The following is a 21,101-nucleotide window of genomic DNA, read 5'->3' as shown; positions in this document are numbered from 1 at the left end:
GGCCGCGGCGGCGGGCCTGCCAATCGCGAGGAAGCCGCCAAATGGCTGGCCTCGTCGGCCAAGCTCGGCGAGCCCAAGGCGGCGTATAATCTGGCGCTGCTGTATCTCGACGGCCAGACCTTCCCGCAGGACGTCAAGCGCGCCGCCGAGCTGCTGCGAGTGGCGGCCGACGCCGGCAATCCCGAGGCGCAATACGCGCTCGCGACCTTCTACAAGGAGGGCACCGGGGTCGAGAAGAACGTCGAGCAGTCGGTGCGGCTGCTGCAGGCCGCCTCGGTCGCCGGCAACGTCGCCGCAGAGGTCGAATACGCCATCGCGCTCTATAACGGCACCGGGACACCGAAGAACGAGGTCGCCGCGGTGGCGCTGCTGCGCAAGGCCGCGCAGGCCAACAATCCGATCGCCCAGAACCGCCTCGCCCACGTGCTGCTGAGCGGCCAGGGCGCGACGCGCGATCCGGTCGAGGCCATCAAATGGCACCTAGTGGCCAAGACCTCCGGCAAGGGCGACCTGATGCTCGACGAAGCCCAGGCCCAGCTCAGCGCCGAAGACCGCGCCAAGGCGCAGGACGCCGCCCGCAAATGGCTCGGCGCCAAATGATCGGGCGCCGCCGCGCCTGAGCCGGCCTGTCATCGAGGCTTGACGGCGCGGCCCGCGCAGGGCACCCCTTCGGCCCGTCATCCCCCGCAAATCCCTCTGTCAGACCTGCCGCAGGTCGTTTCGAGACCGCCATGATCCCTTCCGCTCTCATCAACGTCATGGTCAAGGCGGCGCGCCGCGCCGGCCGCAGCCTCAAGCGCGATTTCGGCGAGGTCGAGAACCTGCAGGTGTCGCTGAAGGGGCCGGCGAACTTCGTGTCGCTCGCCGACAAGCGCGCCGAGGAAATGCTGTACGACGACCTCGCCAAGGCCCGGCCCGGCTATGGCTTCATCGGCGAGGAAGGCGGCACCCGCGAAGGCAGCGACAAGAGCCACACCTGGATCGTCGATCCGCTCGACGGCACCACCAACTTCCTGCACGGCATCCCGCACTTCGCCATTTCGATCGGCCTGGTGCGCGACGACACGCCGATCGCCGGCGTGATCTACAATCCGGCCAACGAAGAGCTGTACGTCGCCGAGCGCGGCAAGGGCGCGTTCCTCAACGACACCCGCCTGCGCGTCGCCAATCGCAACCAGCTCCACGACTGCGTGATCGGCTGTGGCCTGCCGCATCTCGGCCGCGGCGACTTCGCCCAGAACCAGCGCGAGATGCTGGCGCTGCAGCCTAAGGTCGCCGGCCTGCGCCGGTTCGGCACCGCCTCGCTCGATCTCGCCGCCGTCGCGGCCGGCCGATTCGACGGCTTCTGGGAGCGCAATTTGTCGCCGTGGGACATCGCGGCCGGCATCGTGATGATCCGCGAAGCTGGCGGCACCGTCGGCGACATCAATGGCGGCGATCCGCTCAAGACCGGCGATATCGTCGCCGGCAACGAAGTGATCCACGGCACGCTGGTGCGGATCCTGAAGCCGCTGACCTGACCCCCGGCGGCCGCTGAAGCCGCCTGCGAGCGCAACCGGACGGCTCAGGCCGCCCGGATCGTGTTCAGGAACTTGCCGACCTGCTGCTTCAAGAGATTGCTGTCGCGCGACAGCGACTTCGCCGCCGACAGCACCTGGCTCGACGCCGAGCCGGTTTCGCCGGCGCCGCGCTGCACGTCGGAGACGTTCGACGACACCCGCTGGGTGCCCATCGCGGCCTGCTGGACGTTGCGGGAGATCTCCTGCGTCGCGGCGCCCTGCTCCTCGACCGCCGAAGCGATGGTCGAGGCGATCTCCGACATCTGGCTGATCGTCAGGCTGATTTCCTTGATGGCGTTGACCGACTCGCCGGTCGCTGCCTGCATGCCGCTGATCTGCTGGCTGATCTCGCCGGTCGCCTTTGCGGTCTGCTCGGCCAGGGCCTTCACCTCGGAAGCCACCACCGCGAAGCCGCGGCCGGCCTCGCCGGCGCGGGCCGCTTCGATCGTGGCGTTGAGGGCCAGCAGGTTGGTCTGGCCGGCGATGTTGTTGATCAGTTCGATCACGGCGCCGATCCGGTTCGCGGCCGCTGCCAGCTGCCCGATCTGCGAGTTGGTCTTCTCCGCCTGAGCCACCGCGGCGCCGGCGATCTGCGCCGAAGCCTGGACCTGACGGCTGATCTCGGTGATCGACGACGCCATCTCCTCGGTGGCCGAGGCCACCGACTGCACGTTGGCCGAGGCTTCGTCGGACGCCGCTGTGACTTCGGTAGCGATCTGCAGCGAGCGATCGGCGGTGGTGGTCAGCGTGCCGGCCGAGGCTTCCAGTTCGGTGGCGGCAGACGATACGGTCTCGATGATCTCGCCGACGGCGCCTTCAAAATTGTCCGCCAGCGCCAGCAGCTCCTTTTTGCGCTGCTCGGCTGCGAAATGCTCCTGGCGCGCCTTCGCCTCGGCTTCCTCGCGCGCCTTCTGCTCGGCGTTTTCGCGGATTCGCGTGACGTTGCGGGCCATGTCGCCGATTTCGTCGCCGCGGCCGGCGCCCGGGATCACGATGTCTAGCTGACCGCCCGCCATCCGGCCGAGCGCGCCGTCGAGGCCCGTCAGGCCGCGGGCGACCCAGAAGATCACGAACAGGATCGCCGCAACGCCGATCGCAACCGCGACGCTGCTGACGACGACCATCAGGTACCAGGCCTCGTTGAAGCCGGCCTGGGCGGCAGCCGTCGCCGCGGCGGCGCCCTTGTTGTTCAGATCGACGTCGGTGTCGAGCGCTTTGAGTGCCGCCTCGAACAAGGGACGGGACCGCGCGTCGTCATCGTTGAGGAAATTCGCGGCACCGCCGTCGACGACCTTCTTCTGCTCTTGCAGATACGCCGCCCACTTGGCGCTGAAGTCCGCCCAGATATTCTTTTCTTCGGCGCTGCTGATCAGCGGCACATACTGCTTCACCAAGGCATCGAGCTGCGCGACCCGCTCGTCCATCGTGGTCTGGAACCGGGCGCGCATCTGCGGCTCCGCCATACCAACGCGGAAAGCGCTCAGCCGCACCCGGGTGACGGCGTATTTGATCTGACCGAGGCCCTTGACCGACGGCAGCCAATTGCCGGCGATGTCTTCCGTCTTGGCATTGACGGTCTGGATCTTGACGATGGCGATGACGCCCTGGACCGCCACGATCAGCAGCAGCAGCGACACAATGGCGATCAGCGAGAATTTGAGGGTAAGGCGCATCGGATCCGGCTTGTGCTTGGAATGATGCTTATCAAATGCAATACGAACGATTGAGGATCGGTGAAGGATTGGCCTCGTAGAACTACGTGGTTGCGACGGCTGTCGGTCCCCATCGTGCGAATCCATCAACGCGCGCTCGCGCGCGATGGATGCACGGGTCAAGCCCGCGCATGACGGCAGCCAGCGATGGATACGGCGTGGCTCAGCACCCCAAGCCGTCATCGCCCGCGAAGGCGGCGCCCCAGTATTGCAGGGCATCGCTTAAACGATCAGCGCACGGGCGTACTGGATCCTCCGCTTTCGCGGAGGATGACGGCGGTGGGCGGGGCGATGCTGTGGACGGCGTCTCGCCCAGGACGTGTTGCTACGCCGCCGGCACGATCCGTCGCACGTCGCCCGAGTCGGTGATGAACGCCGCGCCCGGCTTGGAGAACAAAAAGCCGTTGGATTTGCGCAGCGGGTAGAGCTGCTCCAGCTTCTGCGCGCCGTCGGCTGCGCTGACCTTGCCGTCGATGACGTCTCGGAACAGCTTGGCCACCGCCACCATGTCGCATTGCTGCGGTGACAGCCGCAGGCTGCGGGCGCCGGCATCCTTCAGCTTGTCGATGTCGCCGAGCAGGCTGGCGCAGGTGTAGGACAGCGTCTGCACGCCGTTCATCGCCAGAAACGGCTCGTCGTCGAGCGTGGTGACCGCAAGCCCGTCGGGGTCCTGCTCGCAGACGAATTTGCAATTGTCCTTGGACAGCTTGTTGAGCCGGGCGTGATAGCAGCGCGCCGAGATCGCCAGCGGCACGCGGCCGAACGCGAACACTTCGAACGTCACCTCCGGCTGCGAGCGCGCGATGGCGCGGATCGCCGACAGCGGCAATTCCGGCGGCAGGCAGATCCGAGTCGCACCGCGCGTGGCGAAGTAACCGGCGGTCGCTTCGTTGTAGATGTTGACGAACGGGCCGATCGCGTGCGGCCTGCCGCCGAGCATGCCGAGGCAGGTGAGATCGTTGACTTCCATCGGGAAGCTGTCGTCGCCCGCGAGTTCGGCCATCGCCTTGCGCTCGCGTGGCAGCGACATCAGCGTCAGCGAGCCCATCAGCACGTTCTTGCCGGCCGCCGCGAGGCGTTCGACGACGGCGGGAATATGCGGATCGAGGAACGGCGAGCGCTTCGAGCACACCACCTCGCCGACCACCACATTGTCGACCGGCGCTTCATCGGCGATACGGAAGTAGAAGTCGCGCCACTCCTCGGGCTTCCAGTTGTACAGCACCGGTCCGAGCGTGAGTTGCATGAGGGTCGCCTCGTTGTGCATCGTCAGGTCGATCGCCGGCGCGGTGGGCCGGACGCGATCAGCGTTCGAAAGTCAGCGCCAGGTCTTCTTGTAGGCGCCGGTGGTGTTCGACTGGCCTTCGCTGAGGCCGCGCAGCGCATCGACCGGCAGCGGCCGGCCTTCGTCGAGCGCGCCGAGCACGTCCTTGAAGGTCTTGACCACGCGTTCGATATAGGCGCGGCCGCGCTGGCGGCCTTCGATCTTGAGCGCCGCGACGCCCGCCGCGCGCAGGTCCGGCAGCATCGTGGTGGCGTCGAGCGAGGCCGGATCCTCGAACAGATAACCGCAGCCCTCGTCGGTCTGGTAGCGGCCCTTGCACAGTGTCGGATAGGCCGCTGCCTCGCCCTTGGCGAATTTATTGATGGTGAACTCGCCGAGCCGCGACACCAGCGCGCCGTTGTGCTCGCGATACTGGATCGACGCCGCCGGCGAGCAGACGCCGTCCATATTGGGCGACTTGCCGGTGGCGTAGGACGACAGCGAGCAGCGCCCCTCCTCCATCACGCACAACCCGCCGAAGATGAACACTTCGGTCTCGCAGTTCACCTCTTTGGTGATCGCCGCGATCTCCTGCACGCTGAGCACGCGCGGCAGCACCACGCGCTTGGCGTTGAAAGAGTCGATGTAGAACTTGATCGAATCGGCATTGGCGGCGGCGGCCTGCACCGAGACGTGCAGGCGCTGCTGCGGATGCGTCCGCGCGCAGTAGTCCATCACGCCGACATCGGCGAGGATCAGCGCGTCGGCCTCGGCCTCTACCGCGTCGTCGACGGCGCGCTGCCACAGCTCGACATTGCCGGCGCGCGCGAAGGTGTTGATCGCCACCAGCACGGTGACGCCGTAGCGATGCGCGTGCGCGATCGACTCGCGCATCTCCTGGCGGCTGAAATTCAGCCCTGGGAAGTTGCGCGCATTGGTCTCGTCGTTGAAGCCGCAATAGATCGCGTCGGCGCCTGCCGCGACGGCGTCGTGCAGCGCGGCGGGCGTGCCGGCCGGACAGATCAATTCCATGGCTAACCCCCGCCTCCCACGCCCATCTCTTCGCGATAGCTCGGCTGCGCGCCGACGAGGCTGCGCAGAATTCGTTCGATCGGCGCCGCCAGCGGGCCGAACCACGCCACCGACTCCTTGAGGAAATCGACGCGCGAGTCGTCGATCGCGTTGCGCAGCGCCACTACGGCTTCCATGTCGCCGTCGATCTCGATGTCGCGCGAGAAGAACAGCGCGTCGCCGTCGTAGCTGCCGTCGGTCATGCCGATCAGCGCCGACAGCGGGCCGGCTATGCGCGCGTCGATGTTCGACGGCAGCGTGCGCACCACGGTGACGCGCGGATTCATCCGCCGCGGCTCGAGCACGAAGGCGAGCGGCAGATCGGTCGGTGCCAGGCCGTAGCGCTTGCCGGTGTGGGTGCCGAGACGATCGAAGATGCGGGGATGCCGACTGCGGATCTCCCGCAGGCAAATGCCGAGCAACACCTGCAGGGGCAACAGCGGCAGGACCCGCGTTGCGAGGGCAAGCGGCGCGGGCATCCTGGAGACGGGCGAATTGGATACCGACATGAGCCACCTTATGAGGAACACTTCGTTTAAACGGTCCCGCCGGTACTTCTTTGCGCCTGATCAAAGACAGCTCCGATCACAGGTGCTGACCAGAAGGTGTCCGCACGGAGACACCATGCTCAGCCGCGTCAAACCGCCCTTCCCGGACCTCCGCGCTTTCACCGCCTATCTGGAATCCCGCGGGCAATTGCACCGCATCCGCAAGCCGGTGTCGGTGGTCCACGATCTCACCGAAATTCATCGCCGCGTGCTGCACGCCGGCGGCCCGGCGCTGCTGATCGAACATCCGATCAAGGCCGATGGCACGCCGTCGCAGATGCCGATCCTGGTCAATCTGTTCGGCACCGTCGAACGCGTGGCGTGGGGGCTCGGCATCCTGCCGGAGAATCTGTCGCGGCTCGGCGAGGCGCTCGCTGAAATGCGCGAGCCGGCGCCGCCGCAGAGCCTCACCGACGCGCTGAGCAAACTGCCAATGGCGCGCGCGGCACTCGCGATGCGGCCCAAGACGGCCAAGTCCGCATCGGTGCAAGACGTGGTGCTGACCGGCGACGCGGTCGATCTCGGCCGTCTGCCGGTGCAGATTCCATGGCCGGGCGAACCGGCGCCGCTGATCACCTGGGGACTGGTGTTCACCAAGCCGGCCCCGGGCGCTGGCGGCACCGACAATGTCGGCGTCTACCGGATGCAGGTGCTCGGCAAGGATCGCCTGATCATGCGCTGGCTGGCGCATCGCGGCGGCGCCAAGCATCATCATCAATGGAAGGCCGAGGGCCGCGAGATGCCGGTGGCGATCGCGATCGGCGCCGATCCGTCGATGATCCTCTCCGCGGTGCTGCCGCTGCCGGAGACGGTGTCGGAGATCAAATTCGCCGGCCTCTTGAGCGGCGAGCGGCCGAGCCTGACCTCGTGCGTGTCGATCCCGCTGAGCGTGCCGGCCGATGCCGAGATCGTGCTGGAAGGTTTTGTCTCGCCGACAGAGACGGCGCCGGAGGGACCGTATGGCGACCACACCGGCTACTACAACGCGGTTGAGGAATTTCCGGTGATGCGGATCACCGCGATCACCATGCGGCGCAATCCGATCTATCTGTCGACCTACACCGGCCGGCCGCCGGACGAACCATCGCGGCTCGGCGAGGCGTTCAACGATGTGTTCCTGCCGGTGGCGCGGCGGCAGTTTCCGGAGATCGTCGATCTGTGGCTGCCGCCCGAAGCGTGCTCGTACCGGATCGCGGTGGCGTCGATCAAGAAGCGTTACCCCGGCCAGGCGCGGCGGCTGATGATGGGGCTGTGGTCGATGCTGCCGCAGTTCAGCTACACCAAGCTGCTGATCATCGTCGACGACGACGTCGACGTCCGCGAATGGGCCGACGTGATGTGGGCGGTGTCGACGCGCAGCGACACCTCGCGCGACATGGTGTCGATCAGCGACACGCCGATCGACTACCTCGACTTCGCCTCGCCCAAATCCGGCCTCGGCGGCAAACTGGGGATCGACGCCACCAACAAGATCGGCACCGAGACTGACCGCGAATGGGGCAAGGTGCTGGAGATGGACAAGGACGTGATCGCGCGGGTCGACGCGATGTGGACCAGCCTCGGCCTCAGCCCGGCGCCGACACCCAGCGCCGCGCCGCGCCGGCTGCTGCGATGAGCGCGCCGCGCCGCATCATCGTCGGCATCAGCGGCGCGTCCGGCGCCGCGGTCGGCCTGCGGATCGTCGAACTGCTCGCGACCACCGACTGCGAAATCCATCTCGTGGTGTCGGCGGCGGCGGAGCGCACCATCGCCTACGAGGTCGGCGCCAAGGCGCTCGAACACACGCTCGAGATCGTCGATCGCCATCACGACTTCAATGACGTCGGCGCCAGTATCGCCTCGGGGTCGTTCCGCACCACCGGCATGATCGTGGCGCCGTGCTCGATCCGCACGCTGTCGGCGATCGCCACCGGCAATCTCGACAATCTGCTGGTCCGCGCCGCCGACGTGCAACTCAAGGAGCGCCGCCGGCTGGTGCTGATGCTGCGCGAGACGCCGCTGCATCTCGGCCATCTCCGCAACATGGCGCAGGTCACCGAAATCGGCGGCATCGTCGCGCCGATCTCGCCGGCGTTCTATCAGCGGCCACGCTCGATCAGCGAGATGATCGACCACATCGCACTGCGCGCCATCGGCCTGCTCGGCCTCGACGACCTCGACCTCGCCGCGCCCGAATGGTCCGACGACACGCCGCCTACGTGTCCGAAAAACTAAGCCCCGCGAGTAGCACTTCCTCCCGCGACTGCTCCGTCGTCATTGCGAGGAGCGAAGCGACGAAGCAATCCAGCCCCGTGCTCGGCGTTGGATTGCTTCGCTGCGCTCGCAATGACGGAGAGTGAGCGGCTGCATCGAAGAAGCTCAGCAGCACGGCCTGCTCCTTCTCCCCGCGCGCGGGGAGAGGTTAGGCCGCCGGTGCTTCATCCGCACAGCGGGATCCGCTCTGGCGCAGCCTCTTTCGGCACGTCCTTGCGCAGATCGACGTCGCGCGTCAGCGGGAAGAAGTCGCCGGCGTGCTCGGTTTTGAGATACGTGGTGATCAGCGTCTTGGCCGGCAGTGCGCCGAGGCGGCAGGCTTCGGCGCCGACGTCGATGGTGAGCGAGCCGCGCTCGCCCTTCGCCTTGTGGGCCGCCATCTCGTCGCGCACGGCGAGCAGCCGCGGCACGTCTGCGGGCGCGATCCGGAACGCGTAGATCATAGTGTCGTTCGTCACTTCGCCCGCCAGCGACAGCAATTCGCCGGCGTCGTCGAGATCGGCCAGCACGAAGGCCTGCTCGCGCTTGTCGGCGCCGACCGCGATGGTGACCCGCAGCGTCACGCGGCGCGGCCGCAGGCCCTGCGGCAACCGCACCGCGATGCGCAGAGCCGCCGGATCGGTTGCCGACAAATCGGTCCGCGCCAGCTTGACCATCGAGGTCACCGGCACGGAGCTGCACGCGGTCAGGGCGCCGAGCACCAGGGCGGCGGCGGCGAGTTTAAGCGAAACCGGGAAGCGCATGACGCTCATCCTATCTTGACGATGATAAATTATCGTTTTACGATAATTTCATCTCGAAATAGATGATGGAGCGTTCCAATGCAAGCACGACGATCCGGCGCCTCGACCGGACTGGCTGGTCCGGCGGCCGCCAAGCTGGTGCGGCTGTCACGGGCGATGCAATGGGTGACGACCGTTGGCATCGTGCTGATCGTCGCGCTGATCGGGGCGGCCTTCCTGGTGCCGAGCTGGACCCGCAATCTGCTGCTGACCAAGCTCGGCGACATCGGCACGCGGCTGCCGCTGGACGCCGGCAATCAGGCGCTGGCGGCGGTGATCATCGCCGTGCCGGTGGCGGTGATGCTGTGGGGGCTGATCAATGTGCGGGCGCTGTTCGGCGAATTCGCGCGCGGCCAAGTCTTCACCGCCACGGCCGGTACCTATTTGCAGCGCTTCGGCATCGCGGTCCTGGCGCAGGGCGCGCTCGGCCCGATCACCGCCACCGCTCTGGCACTCGCGCTGTCGCTCGGCAATCCCCCGGGTCAGCGGCTGCTGGTGCTGACCTTCTCCAGCAACGACTACGTTTCGGTGATCGTCGGCGGGGTGCTGATCGCGGTTGCGGCGGTGATGCGCGAGGCGACGCGGCTGGCCGACGAGAATGCGAGCTTCGTGTAGTCGATGGCGATCGTAGTCAATCTCGACGTCATGCTGGCGAAGCGCAAGATGCGCTCCAAGGAACTTGCCGAGCGCATCGGTATCACCGAGCAGAACGTCTCACTGCTGAAATCCGGCAAGGTCAAAGGCATCCGCTTCGATACGCTGGAGCGGATCTGCGCGGCGCTCGACTGCCAGCCCGGCGACATCCTGGAGTTCGCCCCTGACCGCACCGAATAAAAAACCGGCACCCACCTGATCGGTGGATGCCGGCAGATCTTGAACAGGGCAGATCGAACAGAACCAGGACGGTGTCCTGGAAGCGCTGTTTCAGCGCGTCTGTCCCGCGGCGAGATGCTCGTGAGGCCGCCAGTCTTCGGCAGCGGCATCCCAGTAATGCGCCTCGTCGAACCGCTTCCAGCGCGCCGTCTCGGACACCATCTCGCGTCCGCCATACACCAGCGCGACGAGGCCGATCAGGCCGACCAGCACGTAGATCGCGGCGATCAATGCAACAATGGTCAAGGCTTCACCCTCACTGTCGTGGTTGATGAATTGCACCCGGATCAGTCGCGGCGGGTGCACCGCGCTTCATTGAAGCTCAGCTATTCGCCCAGGCGAACCAACCGGACCGACGTGCCGGCATCGGCACCGACGCCGCCCGCGCGATGGGCTCCGGTTGCTGCAATTGCGCACGCCGGAATACCCGCTGGCGAATGTCGTCGAGAACCAGATACGCGATCAACGCGGGGGCGACGGCACAGGCCAGGAACAACACAAGCGAACCAAGCGAATCCAGATACACGCTACAATCTCCTGCCGTTGTTGAGCCGGAAACCTAGACGCGAGTACCTTTGGCTGCATTGCGCCGGATCAATTCCGAGCCGTCGCAACGGCCCGGTCCGGCATCTAACAGATGATGTAGTTAGTTGATTGTTAATCGATTTTCCGCGGTTTCGCAACGCCCCGCTGCGCTTCAACAGCTCGTGAGCACGCGCCGCGCCGTGTCGCGTCACAACATCGCAGGATGGCGGCGCACGCCTAGACCGGCTTCAGCCGGTAGTGACTGACGCCCCATTCGTCGCCGTCGGCGTAGCCGAACAGGCCGGACGTGGCGAGGAAGAACCAGCGCCAGCGCCGCATCCACAGCGCGGTGTCGTCACCATAGACCGGCCGCAGGATGGTTTCGATCTCGCTCTCGTGCCGGTCGAAATTCGCCAGCCAGTCCTCGGCGGTCCGCTGATAGTGCCGGCCGCTCCAGCGCCATTGCTCGTCGATGGTGAACAGGTCCGCGTATTGCCGGATCAGCTTGTGGCTCGGCATCACGCCGCCGGTGAAGAAATGCTGCGCGATCCAGTCGGCGCGGTCGGCGCGATCGAACAGATAGGCGCCGCTGCGATGCGTGAAGATGTGCATGAAGAACAGCCCGCCCGGATTGAGCCAGCCGCGAATCCAGCCGAGCAGCTTGCGCCAGTTCATCATATGCTCGAACATCTCGACCGAGACGACGCGATCGAACTTTTCATGCGGCTCAAACGCGTTCATGTCGCAGGTGACGACGCGCAAGTTCAACAACCCGCGCGCCGCAGCCTCGGTCTCGATGTAGTGCCGCTGCGACGCCGAGTTCGACACCGCGACGATACGCGAACTGGGCAGATGCCGCGCCATCGCCACCGACAGCGAGCCCCAACCGCAGCCGAGTTCGAGGATCGACTGGCCATCGCGCAGGTCGGCGTGCTCCATGGTGATCCGCAGCGCTTCCTGTTCGGCCTGTGCCAGCGTGGTATCGGCCTCGCGGTAGAAGCAGGACGAGTACTTGCGGTTCGGGCCCAGCACCTTGCCGAAGAATGCGGCCGGCACTTCATAGTGCTGCGCGTTCGCCGCGTCGGTGTGTTCGGCCACCGCGCGCGACGCCATTTCGCGGGCGAAAGCAGCGTCGGCCGCCTCGTTGCCCAGCGCCAGCTTTGCCGCGGTACGGGCGCACAGCCGGTTGATGCCGGCGCGGATCACCGCGTCCGGCAACGGCACGCGCTCGGCGACGCCGATGATCGAAGATACGAAGCTCATGGACCGGTTCAGCCTCCGGGCGGCAGCGGGAAGAACTTGCTGGTCCGCGCCTGATACGCCTTATAGCGCTCGCCGCGTGATTTGAGCATCTGTTCTTCGAGCGGCGGAATGCCGGTGACGTGGACCAGGATCCAGTACATGAACAATGGCGCCAGCAGCGCCGCAAAGCCCCACGGATAGGACAGCGGATCGGCGAACGCGATGGCGATCACCGGATAGCTCAGCCAGCCGAACCACTGGAAGAAGTAGTTCGGATGCCGCGACCAGCGCCACAGCCCGGCGTCGCAGACCTTGCCCTTGTTGGCCGGATCGTCGCGGAACGCCTTGAGCTGCGAATCGGCCAGCCCCTCGCCGGCGATGCCGACCGCGAGAATCAGGAGCCCGAGCCAGTCCTGCAGCCGCAACTCCCCGGCCGGCGCGCGGGCGGCGACGAAGATCGCGAACACCAGCGGCACCGAGCCGTAGGCCTGCTGCTGCAGGAACACGAACATCTTCGTCGGCGCATCCGCGCCCCAGTCCTTGGCGAAGGCGGCGTAGCGCGGATCGTCGGTGATGTGCCGGGTGCGCGCCGCGATATGCGAGCCGAGCCGCACCGACCAGGCGACCACCAGCGCCGCGACCAGCCATTGCCGGGCATTCGGCGCCGCGCCGCCGACCGGCCACAGCGCCGCGGCCGCCCCGGTGAGGCCGAGCGAGAACGTCCAGATGGTGTCGACCCAGCCGGAATTGCCGGTCTTCTGCTGCACGCCCCAGGCGCCCGCCATCAGCACGCCGAGAGCCAACGCGATCGCCACCAGAGCTTCGAGATACAACACCGTCATCAGCTGTCCATTCATCCCCGCGCCACGCAGTCGACATACGGTCGCGCGGAACGTCCGGTTTCACCAGCCGGACCCGGCGCCTTGCATGATCGAGCAGTAGCGGAAAACCTCTGCTGAGACTTCCTTCCGCGTCGCACTGTGCCATATTGGTGGAAACAGCCGCTTCCGGCAAACCGGAGATCGAACGCGCGATGGCATCTGGCCCCTCTTCCCGCTCGGCGATGGAGATCGAACTCACCAAGCTGTCGTCGCCGCGGATCTTCCTGGTGCGGATGCTGGTCTTCCTGGTGCTGTGCGCGCTGATCGCGGTGGTGCTGTACAAGCAGGTGATGGCGGCGTTCCTGGCCAATCCGGGGCTCAACGCGCTGATCGTGGCGGTGTTGGCGATCGGCATCGTGCTGGCGTTCCGACAGGTGATCCGGCTGTATCCCGAGGTCGCCTGGGTCAACAACTTCCGCCTCGCCGATCCGGGCCTCGCGCTCGACCGCCGGCCGACGCTGTTGGCGCCGATGGCGGCGATGCTGGGCGGCGAGCGCAGCGGCCGGATGTCGATCTCGCCGCAGATCATGCGGCATCTGCTCGATTCGATCGCGACACGGCTCGACGAGGCCCGCGATATCTCGCGCTACATGACCGGCCTGTTGGTGTTCCTCGGCCTGCTCGGCACGTTCTGGGGCCTGATCGAAACCGTCGGTTCGATCGGCGGGGTGATCGGCGGGCTCAAGGTGACGGGCGACGCCGGCTCGCTGTTCGACACGCTGAAGGAAGGCCTCGCGGCGCCGCTCGGCGGCATGGGCATCTCGTTCTCGTCGTCGCTGTTCGGCCTCGCCGGCTCGCTGATCCTCGGCTTCCTCGACCTGCAATCGAGCCAGGCGCAGAACCGCTTCTACACCGACCTCGAAGACTGGCTGGCCTCGACGGTGCGCGGCGCCGCGCCCGAGGGCACCATGGCCGGCAGCGCCGAACTGCAGGCGTCGATCGAACGGCTGCGGCTGACGATGGAAGACGGCGGCGCCAACCGCGCCACCACCGCGGCGATGGCCAATCTCGCCGACGCGATTCAGAACCTCGTGGCCCATATGCGCAACGAGCAGCAGATGATCCGCGAATGGGCCGACGCCCAGGGCGAACAGAACCGCGAGATCAAGGAACTGCTGACCGCCCTGGTGCGCCAGCGGGAGAAGAGCTGATGGCTTTCTGCCTGCGTAAATCGCGAGCACTGCGCAACCTCTCCCCGCGCGCGGGGAGAGGCCGGATCGCGTCAGCGATCCGGGTGAGGGGGCGCCTCCGCAAGGCCGAGACTCGGTGCCCGCGTCGCCCCTCACCCCAACCCTCTCCCCGCAAGAGCGGGGCGAGGGAGCTCGCCGCATGCGGGGCGGGCGAGTACTTCCTCCCAGATTTCACCATGCGTACGCGCGCGCTTCGATCCGCAGGAGCTCATTAATGGCGCTCGGGCGCGGGCGGCGGCAGGAGGCCGGGTTCAACTACTGGCCGGGCTTCGTCGACGCGCTGTCGACGCTGATCCTCGGCATCGTGTTCCTGCTGTCGGTGTTCCTGGTGGTGCAGTTCTTCCTGTCCCAGGAGGTCACCGGCAAGGACAAGGCGCTGCAGGAACTCAACGCCCGCATCGCCCAGCTCAACGATCTGCTGTCGCTGGAGAAGCTCGGCAAGCTGAACCTCGAGGAGCAGCTCTCGCAGGTCCGCGCCGGGCTGACCGCGGCGGAGGGCGAGCGCGACCGCGTCAAGAGTCTGTATGACGGCCTCGCCGGCGCCGGCAACGACGCGGCCGGCCGCGCCGGCGAGCTCGGCAAGGCGCTCGACTCGGAGAAGCAGATTTCGGCCCGCGCGCTGGCGCAGGTCGAGGTGCTGAACCAGCAGATCGCCGCGCTGCGCCGCCAGCTCGCCGCGCTCGAAGAGGCCCTCGACGCCTCGGAGAAACGCGACAAGGAATCCCAGGGCCGCATTGCCGATCTCGGCCAGCGGCTGAACGTCGCACTGGCGCAGCGGGTGCAGGAGCTGTCGCGCTATCGCTCGGAGTTCTTCGGCCGGCTGCGCACCATCCTCGGCGACCGCCCCGACATCCGCATCGTCGGCGATCGCTTCGTGTTTCAGTCCGAAGTGTTCTTCGACACCGGCCAGGCAGTATTGCTGCCGGAAGGCCGTGCCGAGCTCGACAAGGTGGCGCAGGCGCTGCTGGAGATCGGCAAGAAGATCCCCGACGAGATCCCTTGGGTGATCCGCGTCGACGGCCACACCGACAAGCGGCCGATCACCGGCGCCTTCAAGTCGAACTGGGAATTGTCCAGCGCCCGCGCCATCGCGGTGGTGCAGTATCTGATCACGCTCGGCGTGCCGGCGCAGCGCCTGCTCGCCGCCGGCTTTGCCGAATTCCAGCCGCTCGACACGGCAAACACCGAGGACGCCTTCAAGCGTAACCGCCGTATCGAGCTGAAGCTGACGGAGCGGTGAAGTTGACGTCGCCCACGTACCTCACGGTCGTCATTCCGGGGCGCGCAAAGCGCGAACCCGGAATCTCGAACTCCGTGCTGATTTCAGATTCCGGGTTCGTGCGCAGCTTCGCCGCGCCCGCCCCGGAATGACGGCGGTGAGGAGTAGACCAGCCGCCATGACAGCCTTCACCCTCCGCCCCTATCGCACCGACGACGAAGACGCCGCCATCGGCCTGTGGCTGCGCACCTGGCGACTAGCCTATCCGGCGATCGACTTCGACAAGCGCGTCGACTGGTGGCGCGAGCGCTGGCGTAGCGAACTCGTCCCCAGCGCCGAGATCATCGTTGCCGAAAACAGCGGCGGCCTGATCGGCTTCGTGACGATCGACAAGGCCGGCTATCTCGATCAGCTCGTGGTCGAGCCGGAACACTGGGGCTGGGGCGTCGCCGAGGCGCTGGTCGACGAGGTCAAGCTGCGCTCGCCGCGCGAGGTGACCCTGAAGGTCAATGCCGACAATTACCGGGCCATCAAGTTCTACCGCCGCCACGGCTTCGCCGTCACCGGCGAAGAAACCAACAGCTCCGGCCGCCCGGTGCTGAACATGCTGTGGCGGCCGTGATCTTCCGCCAGAGAGCAAACATCGCTACATTCAGCCGATGACAGCTTTGCTCGATCAGGCTCTGGAACTGGCCCGCAGTCTGCCTGCGGACGAGCAGGACGACATCGCCCGGCTGGTGATGCAGCTCGCGCGCCGTGACGACGTTGTGGCCTCATTGTCGAACGACGAGCGCTCGGCGATCGAACGGTCAAAGGCAGCAGCTGCTCGCGGCGAGTTTGCGACAGACGAGCAGGTCCGCGCCGTGTGGGCCAAGCACGGGCTGTGAGGCTCCGCTTTACAGCGCCCGCCCTTGCCGATCTCGCATCGATTCTGGATTACTTGGCAGAGCAGTCTCCGCAAGGGGCTCGCCGGGTGCAAGCACGCATCCGGACAATGATCGCGCTGTTACCGAACCACCCGCAGATTGGCGTCCGAACTGACGATCCCACGATCCGGCGATTGCTCACCAGCCCGTATCCCTATGCCATCTTCTACGAGATCGCGGCGGACGAGATCATCATCCACACGATACGTCACGGGGCACGAGACCCAGACGAGCCGACACGTTCGGAAGAGAAACGCTAAGCCGCCTCGAACTGCAGCTTCGCCAGCCGTGCATACAGCCCGCCGCGGGCGACGAGTTGGGCGTGGGTGCCTTGTTCGACGATGCGGCCGTGCTCCATGACCAGGATGCGGTCGCAGGACAGCACGGTGGCGAGGCGATGGGCGATCACCAGTGTGGTGCGGTCGCGCATCAGGCCCTGTAGCGCGGTCTGCACCAGCGTCTCGCTTTCGGCGTCGAGCGACGAGGTCGCCTCGTCGAGCAGCAGCAGCGGCGCGTCGCGCAGGATGGCGCGGGCGATGGCGATGCGCTGGCGCTGGCCGCCGGACAACATCACGCCGCGTTCGCCGAGCTTGGTGTCGAAGCCCTCCGGCAGGCGGTGGATGAATTCGGTGGCATGGGCTTGCTGCGCGGCGCGCTCGACATCGGCGTCGCAGGCCTCGTCGCGGCCGAAGCGGATGTTGTCGCGGGCCGAGGCGGCGAACACCACCGAGTCCTGCGGCACCAGCGCCATGCGCTCGCGCACCGCCTGCGGATCGGCCTCGGTGATCGGCACGCCGTCCAGCGAGATCTTGCCGGCGACCGGATCGTAGAACCGCAGCAGCAGGTGGAACAGCGTGCTCTTGCCGGCGCCCGAGGGGCCGACGATCGCGACCTTCTCGCCGGCCTTGATCGATAGCGACAGGCCGTTCAGCGCCAGATAGTCCGGCCGGGTCGGATAGGCGAAGCTGACATTGTCGAACGCGACGTCGCCGCGGACCGGCAGCGGCAGCGCGCGCGGCTTGGCCGGCGCGGCGATTTCCGGCTTGACACGCAGAATCTCGAACAGCCGCTCGGCCGCGCCGGACGCCGCCGAAACCTCGCCCCAGACTTCGCTGAGCTGGCCGAGGCTGGAGGCCGCGAACGCCGCATACAGAATGAACTGGCCGAGCCGGCCCGGCGTCATCGTGCCATTGGCGACGTCGTGCGAGCCGACCCACAGGATCGCCACCACGCTGGCAAATACGATGAAGATGATGATGGCGGTGAGGATCGCGCGCGCCTGTGTCGAGCTCCGCGCCGCCTCGTAGGACTGCTCGACCTCGACGCCGAACCGGGCGTTGGCGAGCTTCTCGTTGGTATAGGCCTGCACGGTGCGCATCGAGCCGACCAGCTCGGACGCGAAGGCGGTCGCATCCGCCAGCGTGTCCTGCGCGTTGCGCGACAGCCGCCGCACCCAGCGGCCGAACGCCACCAGAGGGATCACGATCAGCGGAATCGCCGCGACCACAAAGCCGGACAGCCGCGGACTGGAAATCACCATCATCGAGATGGCGCCGACGAACAGCAGGATGTTGCGCAGCGCGATCGACACCGAAGCGCCGACCGCGGATTTGATCTGTGTGGTATCGGCAGTGAGGCGCGAAATCAGTTCGCCGCTGCGGGCGGAATCGAAAAACGCCGGCGACAGCGCGGTGAGATGCCGGAAGACGTCGCGGCGAACGTCGGCGACGATCCGCTCGCCGATGGTCATCACCAGATAGTAACGCGCCGCGCTGGCGACCGCGAGCACCGCGACGACGCCGAGCATCACCGAGAAGTAGCTGTTGATCAGCTCGATGCCTTCGCTGCTGAAGCCGAAATCGATCAGCCGGCGCACGGCGAGCGGCACCACCAGCGTCGTCACCGCGGCGACGATCAGCGCAATCAGCGCCAGCGTCGCCCGGGTCCGGTAGCGGCCCACATAGGGCATCAGTTCGAGCAACGGCCGCAGCCGGCTGCGCTTCGCCACCGCCTCGACCTGCTCGACGTGGCTGACATCCGCGTCCGCCCGGAACGTGCCGGTGCGCGGCCCGACATTTTCGGTCGCCGCGATCGCGTCCAGCGACAGGCCGATCGGAGAGGCCTGAGGTTCGGATGGTTGCCGTTTGCTTGCTGTCGTCATCGGAACTGCCGCGTTAGTCTAGAGGCCTTCCAGCCATCTCCCCCACATAGGCAGCAACGGTGGCGACTGGCAAATCCGGTACAATGCGGTATCCGGATGAAGTCGGTGCCGATACCTTGTCTTGGAGGCGCCGCTGCGATATAGAGCGCGCCAATTCGCCCCGAAATCATCGAGACTGAGGCGCCGGCGCGCGCAAGGATAGCCCATGAAGACCGAAATTCACCCGGATTATCATAACATTACGGTCGTGATGACCGATGGTACCGAATATCAGACGCGTTCGACCTGGGGCAAGGAAGGCGACAAGCTGAACCTCGACATCGACCCCAAGTCGCATCCGGCCTGGACCGGCGGCACCCAGCAGGTGCTGGATCGCGGCGGCCGCGTCTCGCGCTTCCAGAAGAAGTTCTCGGGCTTCCTCAAGAAAGATTGATGCTTCGGCGGCCCTCGGGGCCTCGAATTGCAAACGCCCCGCGGTTTCGCGGGGCGTTTTTCGTTTCTGGACCGCGGTTTTCGTGTCTGGACCATGGGCTTCGTGCGCCCGTATCCGAAGTCAGCGACCCCGGATGGGGTCGTTCGAGGGGCTCAGCCCTCGAACGCCGCCTTCAGCATATTGAGCTGCGGCACCAGCGGGTTGCCGATGGAGGGACGCTCGGACGGCGGCGGCAGGTGCATCGAGGCGTCGAGGCGGCGAATCCGCGCCTGCAGGCTCATCGAGCGGCCGATCAGCGCCTGAAGCTGCTCGGGCAGCCGCTCCAGCGTGTCGGGCGCGCCGGGATCGGCCGCCGACAGCTTGACCTTGGACTTCTCGCGATTGGCCTGGATCAGCGTCATCTCGCCTTCCTTGACGGCCCGGTGCAGCAGCAGCCAGGACGCCAGCTGCATCAGCCGCGTGGTCAGGCGCATGCTCTCCGTCGCATAGGTCAGGCTGACGGAGCGCTCGAGGGTCTTGGCCTCGGCCCGGCCATCGCCGTCCAGGTAGGCCGCGGTCTCCTCGACCAGATCCATTCCCTCGCGAAACAGCGCGCTGAAGGCGGCCGAATTGGTCAGCCGTTCGCTCAGCACGACGAGCGGGGCTTCGCTTTGCGAAACTTCCGACATGGTTAACGCCTCACGCTAACGATTAGGTGCCGGCTTCTGCCGCCGACTTATGATGAACAAATCATTGCGCGCGCGACGCCGCGAGTCCAGCGCGCGCGCGTGCAACGGTTAACGCGGCCTGGGTGAGAAGGATCACCGCGCGCCATGACCAAACTGTGACGGGGTGAAGAAAGCGCAAAAAAGAGCCGCCGTTTCCGGCGGCTTTGAAGTTGATAACAGGGAGGCGTCAAAACAGAGTGGACAGGAGCCACTCGGTCCAAAGATGGACAATCAAGTAATACGCGGGAAAGCTTAATCGCTCGTAAATGAGCGACCCGCTTAACGAAGCGTTTGCCATAACGCGCCGGGCGCGAGGCGCTCACCAGGCTCGCGCGGCGCTCGTGGGACGGGCTCGCGTCAGACCTTGAAGAAGCGGTCGGCGGCCTCGCGGGTCGCCCGCTTCATGGTCATCGCGGTCTCCAGCCGGCCGATCTCTTCCTTGAGCAGAGCGATGCGGTGGCCGAGCTCCTCGACCGAGAGCAGCGACAGGTCCTGCCCGATCTCGTGGCTGACTTTGACTCTCGGCTTGTCGTCGTCCTCGATCGCCATCGCACCCTCCGCCGTTCGTGATCCGGTCCGGTTGCCAGCCGGGCCGGCGCTGTCTAAGCAGGCTGTCTCATCGCACGACACCCGTCCATCCCGTTAGCCGAGGACAAATCATGGAACCGGTCCCTTCGCAAATGACCGTGATCGGAATCAGCAAACCGGGCGGACCGGAGGTATTGCTGCCGGAAACCCGTGACGTGCCGAAGCCCGGCCCCGGGGAAATCCTGGTCAAGGTGGCAGCCGCCGGCGTCAACCGTCCCGATGTGGCACAGCGCTCCGGCAGCTATCCGCCGCCGCCCGGCGCCAGCGACCTGCCCGGCCTGGAAATCTCCGGCGAGGTGGTGGCGCTCGGCGACGGCGTGACCCGGCATAAGCTCGGCGACAAGGTGATGTCGCTGGTGGCCGGCGGCGGCTACGCCGAATACTGCATCGCCCAGGACGCGCAGGCCATGACCGTCCCGGCGAGCTTCTCGATGATCGAGGCCGGCGCCACCGCCGAAACGCTGATGACGGTGTGGCACAACGTGTTCGAGCGCGGCGCGCTTGCCCCCGGCGAAACCCTGCTGGTGCACGGCGGCTCGTCCGGCATCGGCACCATGGCGATCCAGCTCGCGGTCGCGCTCGGCTCCAAGGTGATCACCACCGTCGGTTCGCAGGACAAGGCCGAGGCCTGCCTCAAGCTCGGCGCGACGCGCGCCATCAACTACAAGACCGAGGACTTCGTCGCCGCGGTGAAAGAAGCCACCGGCGGCAAGGGCGTCGAGGTGATCCTCGACATGGTCGGCGGCGATTACATCGAGCGCAACTACGACGCCGCCGCGATGGACGGCCGCATCGTGCAGATCGCGTTTCTCGGCGGCGCCAAGACCACCGTCAACTTCACCAAGCTGATGATCAAGCGGCTGCACCACACCGGCTCGACGCTGCGCCCGCGCAGCAACGCCGACAAGGCCGCGATGGTCGCGGCGATCGAGGCCAAGGTGATGCCGCTGCTGGCGCAGGGCAAGATCAAGCCGCTGATCGACGGCACCTTTGCGTTGCAGCACGCCGCCGATGCCCACCGGCGGATGGAGACCAGCCAACATATTGGCAAAATTGTGTTGACGGTCTGAATCGGTCACGGGTTGTTGCGTCTATGTTTTCTCCGTCTTTCATGTCATTTATCCGTCTCGGAGACGCGCGGGGGCCGCGCTTCCAGATCGGTGCGAA

Annotated in this window: 25 protein-coding genes; 13 read left to right on the top strand and 12 right to left on the bottom strand. The window is 66.5% G+C overall.

What is annotated here, in order from left to right; all coding sequences use genetic code 11:
- A partial coding sequence (locus IP86_RS18065; protein ID WP_197279864.1) for a tetratricopeptide repeat protein occupies window positions 1-600 on the top strand: 600 nt, incomplete at its 5' end.
- Between the two features lie 131 nt (window positions 601-731).
- Window positions 732-1,520 (top strand): inositol monophosphatase family protein, encoded by a 789-nt coding sequence (locus tag IP86_RS18060; RefSeq protein WP_054163811.1) that lies wholly within the window; start codon window positions 732-734, stop codon window positions 1,518-1,520.
- A 44-nt stretch (window positions 1,521-1,564) separates the two neighbouring features.
- On the opposite strand, the gene IP86_RS18055 is transcribed toward IP86_RS18060, so the two are convergent.
- From IP86_RS18055 to ubiT, 4 genes are all read right to left on the bottom strand, one after another.
- Window positions 1,565-3,232 (bottom strand): methyl-accepting chemotaxis protein, encoded by a 1,668-nt coding sequence (locus IP86_RS18055; RefSeq protein ID WP_054163810.1) that lies wholly within the window; start codon window positions 3,230-3,232, stop codon window positions 1,565-1,567.
- A gap of 364 nt (window positions 3,233-3,596) precedes the next feature.
- On the bottom strand, window positions 3,597-4,517 hold the full coding sequence (locus IP86_RS18050; RefSeq protein ID WP_054163820.1) for a U32 family peptidase: 921 nt from the start codon (window positions 4,515-4,517) through the stop codon (window positions 3,597-3,599).
- Between the two features lie 72 nt (window positions 4,518-4,589).
- On the bottom strand, window positions 4,590-5,567 hold the full coding sequence (ubiU, locus tag IP86_RS18045; protein ID WP_054163809.1) for a ubiquinone anaerobic biosynthesis protein UbiU: 978 nt from the start codon (window positions 5,565-5,567) through the stop codon (window positions 4,590-4,592).
- A 2-nt stretch (window positions 5,568-5,569) separates the two neighbouring features.
- Window positions 5,570-6,115: a ubiquinone anaerobic biosynthesis accessory factor UbiT gene (ubiT, locus tag IP86_RS18040; RefSeq protein WP_054163808.1), complete on the bottom strand. Its 546-nt coding sequence runs from the start codon at window positions 6,113-6,115 to the stop codon at window positions 5,570-5,572.
- A 115-nt stretch (window positions 6,116-6,230) separates the two neighbouring features.
- Between ubiT and IP86_RS18035 the strand changes: the two genes are divergently transcribed.
- Complete coding sequence (locus IP86_RS18035; RefSeq protein WP_054163807.1) at window positions 6,231-7,769, top strand: UbiD family decarboxylase; 1,539 nt, start codon at window positions 6,231-6,233, stop codon at window positions 7,767-7,769.
- Window positions 7,766-8,368, top strand: coding sequence for a UbiX family flavin prenyltransferase (locus IP86_RS18030; protein ID WP_054163819.1), 603 nt, complete (start codon window positions 7,766-7,768; stop codon window positions 8,366-8,368). Before IP86_RS18035 ends, IP86_RS18030 begins: the two co-directional genes overlap by 4 nt.
- 203 nt (window positions 8,369-8,571) lie before the next feature.
- Here the strand turns inward: IP86_RS18030 and IP86_RS18025 are convergent, their stop codons facing one another.
- Window positions 8,572-9,150: a hypothetical protein gene (locus IP86_RS18025; protein WP_082364073.1), complete on the bottom strand. Its 579-nt coding sequence runs from the start codon at window positions 9,148-9,150 to the stop codon at window positions 8,572-8,574.
- Between the two features lie 78 nt (window positions 9,151-9,228).
- Here IP86_RS18025 and IP86_RS18020 point away from each other — a divergent pair, with 78 nt between their 5' ends.
- Both IP86_RS18020 and IP86_RS18015 read left to right on the top strand, forming a co-directional pair.
- Window positions 9,229-9,804, top strand: coding sequence for a DUF2975 domain-containing protein (locus tag IP86_RS18020; RefSeq protein WP_054163805.1), 576 nt, complete (start codon window positions 9,229-9,231; stop codon window positions 9,802-9,804).
- 3 nt (window positions 9,805-9,807) lie between these two features.
- A complete protein-coding gene (locus IP86_RS18015) occupies window positions 9,808-10,023 on the top strand; it encodes a helix-turn-helix domain-containing protein (RefSeq protein WP_054163804.1) in 216 nt (71 codons plus the stop codon).
- Between the two features lie 90 nt (window positions 10,024-10,113).
- Here IP86_RS18015 and IP86_RS18010 read toward each other — a convergent pair whose 3' ends face one another.
- From IP86_RS18010 to IP86_RS17995, 4 genes are all read right to left on the bottom strand, one after another.
- Complete coding sequence (locus tag IP86_RS18010) at window positions 10,114-10,368, bottom strand: hypothetical protein (protein WP_245290658.1); 255 nt, start codon at window positions 10,366-10,368, stop codon at window positions 10,114-10,116.
- 16 nt (window positions 10,369-10,384) lie between these two features.
- A complete protein-coding gene (locus IP86_RS18005) occupies window positions 10,385-10,588 on the bottom strand; it encodes a hypothetical protein (RefSeq protein ID WP_054163803.1) in 204 nt (67 codons plus the stop codon).
- A gap of 236 nt (window positions 10,589-10,824) precedes the next feature.
- Entirely contained in the window at window positions 10,825-11,850 is a 1,026-nt protein-coding gene (locus tag IP86_RS18000) for an SAM-dependent methyltransferase (RefSeq protein WP_054163802.1), read from the bottom strand.
- Window positions 11,851-11,858: 8 nt separating this feature from the next.
- Window positions 11,859-12,671, bottom strand: coding sequence for a DUF1295 domain-containing protein (locus IP86_RS17995; protein ID WP_054163817.1), 813 nt, complete (start codon window positions 12,669-12,671; stop codon window positions 11,859-11,861).
- 191 nt (window positions 12,672-12,862) lie between these two features.
- On the opposite strand from IP86_RS17995, the gene IP86_RS17990 reads away from it, so the two are divergent.
- From IP86_RS17990 to IP86_RS17970, 5 genes are all read left to right on the top strand, one after another.
- Window positions 12,863-13,861, top strand: a complete 999-nt coding sequence (locus tag IP86_RS17990) for a hypothetical protein (protein ID WP_054163816.1) — start codon at window positions 12,863-12,865, stop codon at window positions 13,859-13,861.
- 253 nt (window positions 13,862-14,114) lie between these two features.
- Window positions 14,115-15,140 (top strand): peptidoglycan -binding protein, encoded by a 1,026-nt coding sequence (locus tag IP86_RS17985; protein ID WP_054163801.1) that lies wholly within the window; start codon window positions 14,115-14,117, stop codon window positions 15,138-15,140.
- Window positions 15,141-15,297: 157 nt separating this feature from the next.
- Window positions 15,298-15,741, top strand: coding sequence for a GNAT family N-acetyltransferase (locus IP86_RS17980; protein ID WP_054163800.1), 444 nt, complete (start codon window positions 15,298-15,300; stop codon window positions 15,739-15,741).
- Window positions 15,742-15,778: 37 nt separating this feature from the next.
- The gene (locus IP86_RS17975) at window positions 15,779-16,006 is read left to right on the top strand and encodes a hypothetical protein (RefSeq protein WP_054163799.1); all 228 of its coding nucleotides are present in this window, start codon (window positions 15,779-15,781) and stop codon (window positions 16,004-16,006) included.
- A complete protein-coding gene (locus tag IP86_RS17970; protein ID WP_349509537.1) occupies window positions 15,985-16,305 on the top strand; it encodes a type II toxin-antitoxin system RelE/ParE family toxin in 321 nt (106 codons plus the stop codon). Before IP86_RS17975 ends, IP86_RS17970 begins: the two co-directional genes overlap by 22 nt.
- On the opposite strand, the gene IP86_RS17965 is transcribed toward IP86_RS17970, so the two are convergent.
- The gene (locus tag IP86_RS17965) at window positions 16,302-18,206 is read right to left on the bottom strand and encodes an ABC transporter transmembrane domain-containing protein (RefSeq protein ID WP_054163798.1); all 1,905 of its coding nucleotides are present in this window, start codon (window positions 18,204-18,206) and stop codon (window positions 16,302-16,304) included. The genes IP86_RS17970 and IP86_RS17965 overlap by 4 nt on opposite strands.
- A 205-nt stretch (window positions 18,207-18,411) precedes the next feature.
- Here IP86_RS17965 and rpmE point away from each other — a divergent pair, with 205 nt between their 5' ends.
- Complete coding sequence (gene rpmE, locus IP86_RS17960; protein ID WP_054163797.1) at window positions 18,412-18,639, top strand: 50S ribosomal protein L31; 228 nt, start codon at window positions 18,412-18,414, stop codon at window positions 18,637-18,639.
- A 152-nt stretch (window positions 18,640-18,791) separates the two neighbouring features.
- Here rpmE and rcdA read toward each other — a convergent pair whose 3' ends face one another.
- Window positions 18,792-19,307: a protease adaptor protein RcdA gene (gene rcdA, locus IP86_RS17955; protein WP_054163796.1), complete on the bottom strand. Its 516-nt coding sequence runs from the start codon at window positions 19,305-19,307 to the stop codon at window positions 18,792-18,794.
- A 396-nt stretch (window positions 19,308-19,703) separates the two neighbouring features.
- The gene (locus tag IP86_RS17950; protein WP_054163795.1) at window positions 19,704-19,895 is read right to left on the bottom strand and encodes a DUF1192 domain-containing protein; all 192 of its coding nucleotides are present in this window, start codon (window positions 19,893-19,895) and stop codon (window positions 19,704-19,706) included.
- 110 nt (window positions 19,896-20,005) lie between these two features.
- On the opposite strand from IP86_RS17950, the gene IP86_RS17945 reads away from it, so the two are divergent.
- A complete protein-coding gene (locus IP86_RS17945; protein WP_054163794.1) occupies window positions 20,006-21,004 on the top strand; it encodes an NAD(P)H-quinone oxidoreductase in 999 nt (332 codons plus the stop codon).
- Window positions 21,005-21,101 lie beyond the last annotated feature (97 nt).

It is taken from the genome of Rhodopseudomonas sp. AAP120, assembly GCF_001295845.1.
Lineage (GTDB): Bacteria > Pseudomonadota > Alphaproteobacteria > Rhizobiales > Xanthobacteraceae > Rhodopseudomonas.
Note: the sequence above shows the minus strand (reverse complement) of the source record. Positions and strands in the feature narration are given on the sequence as shown.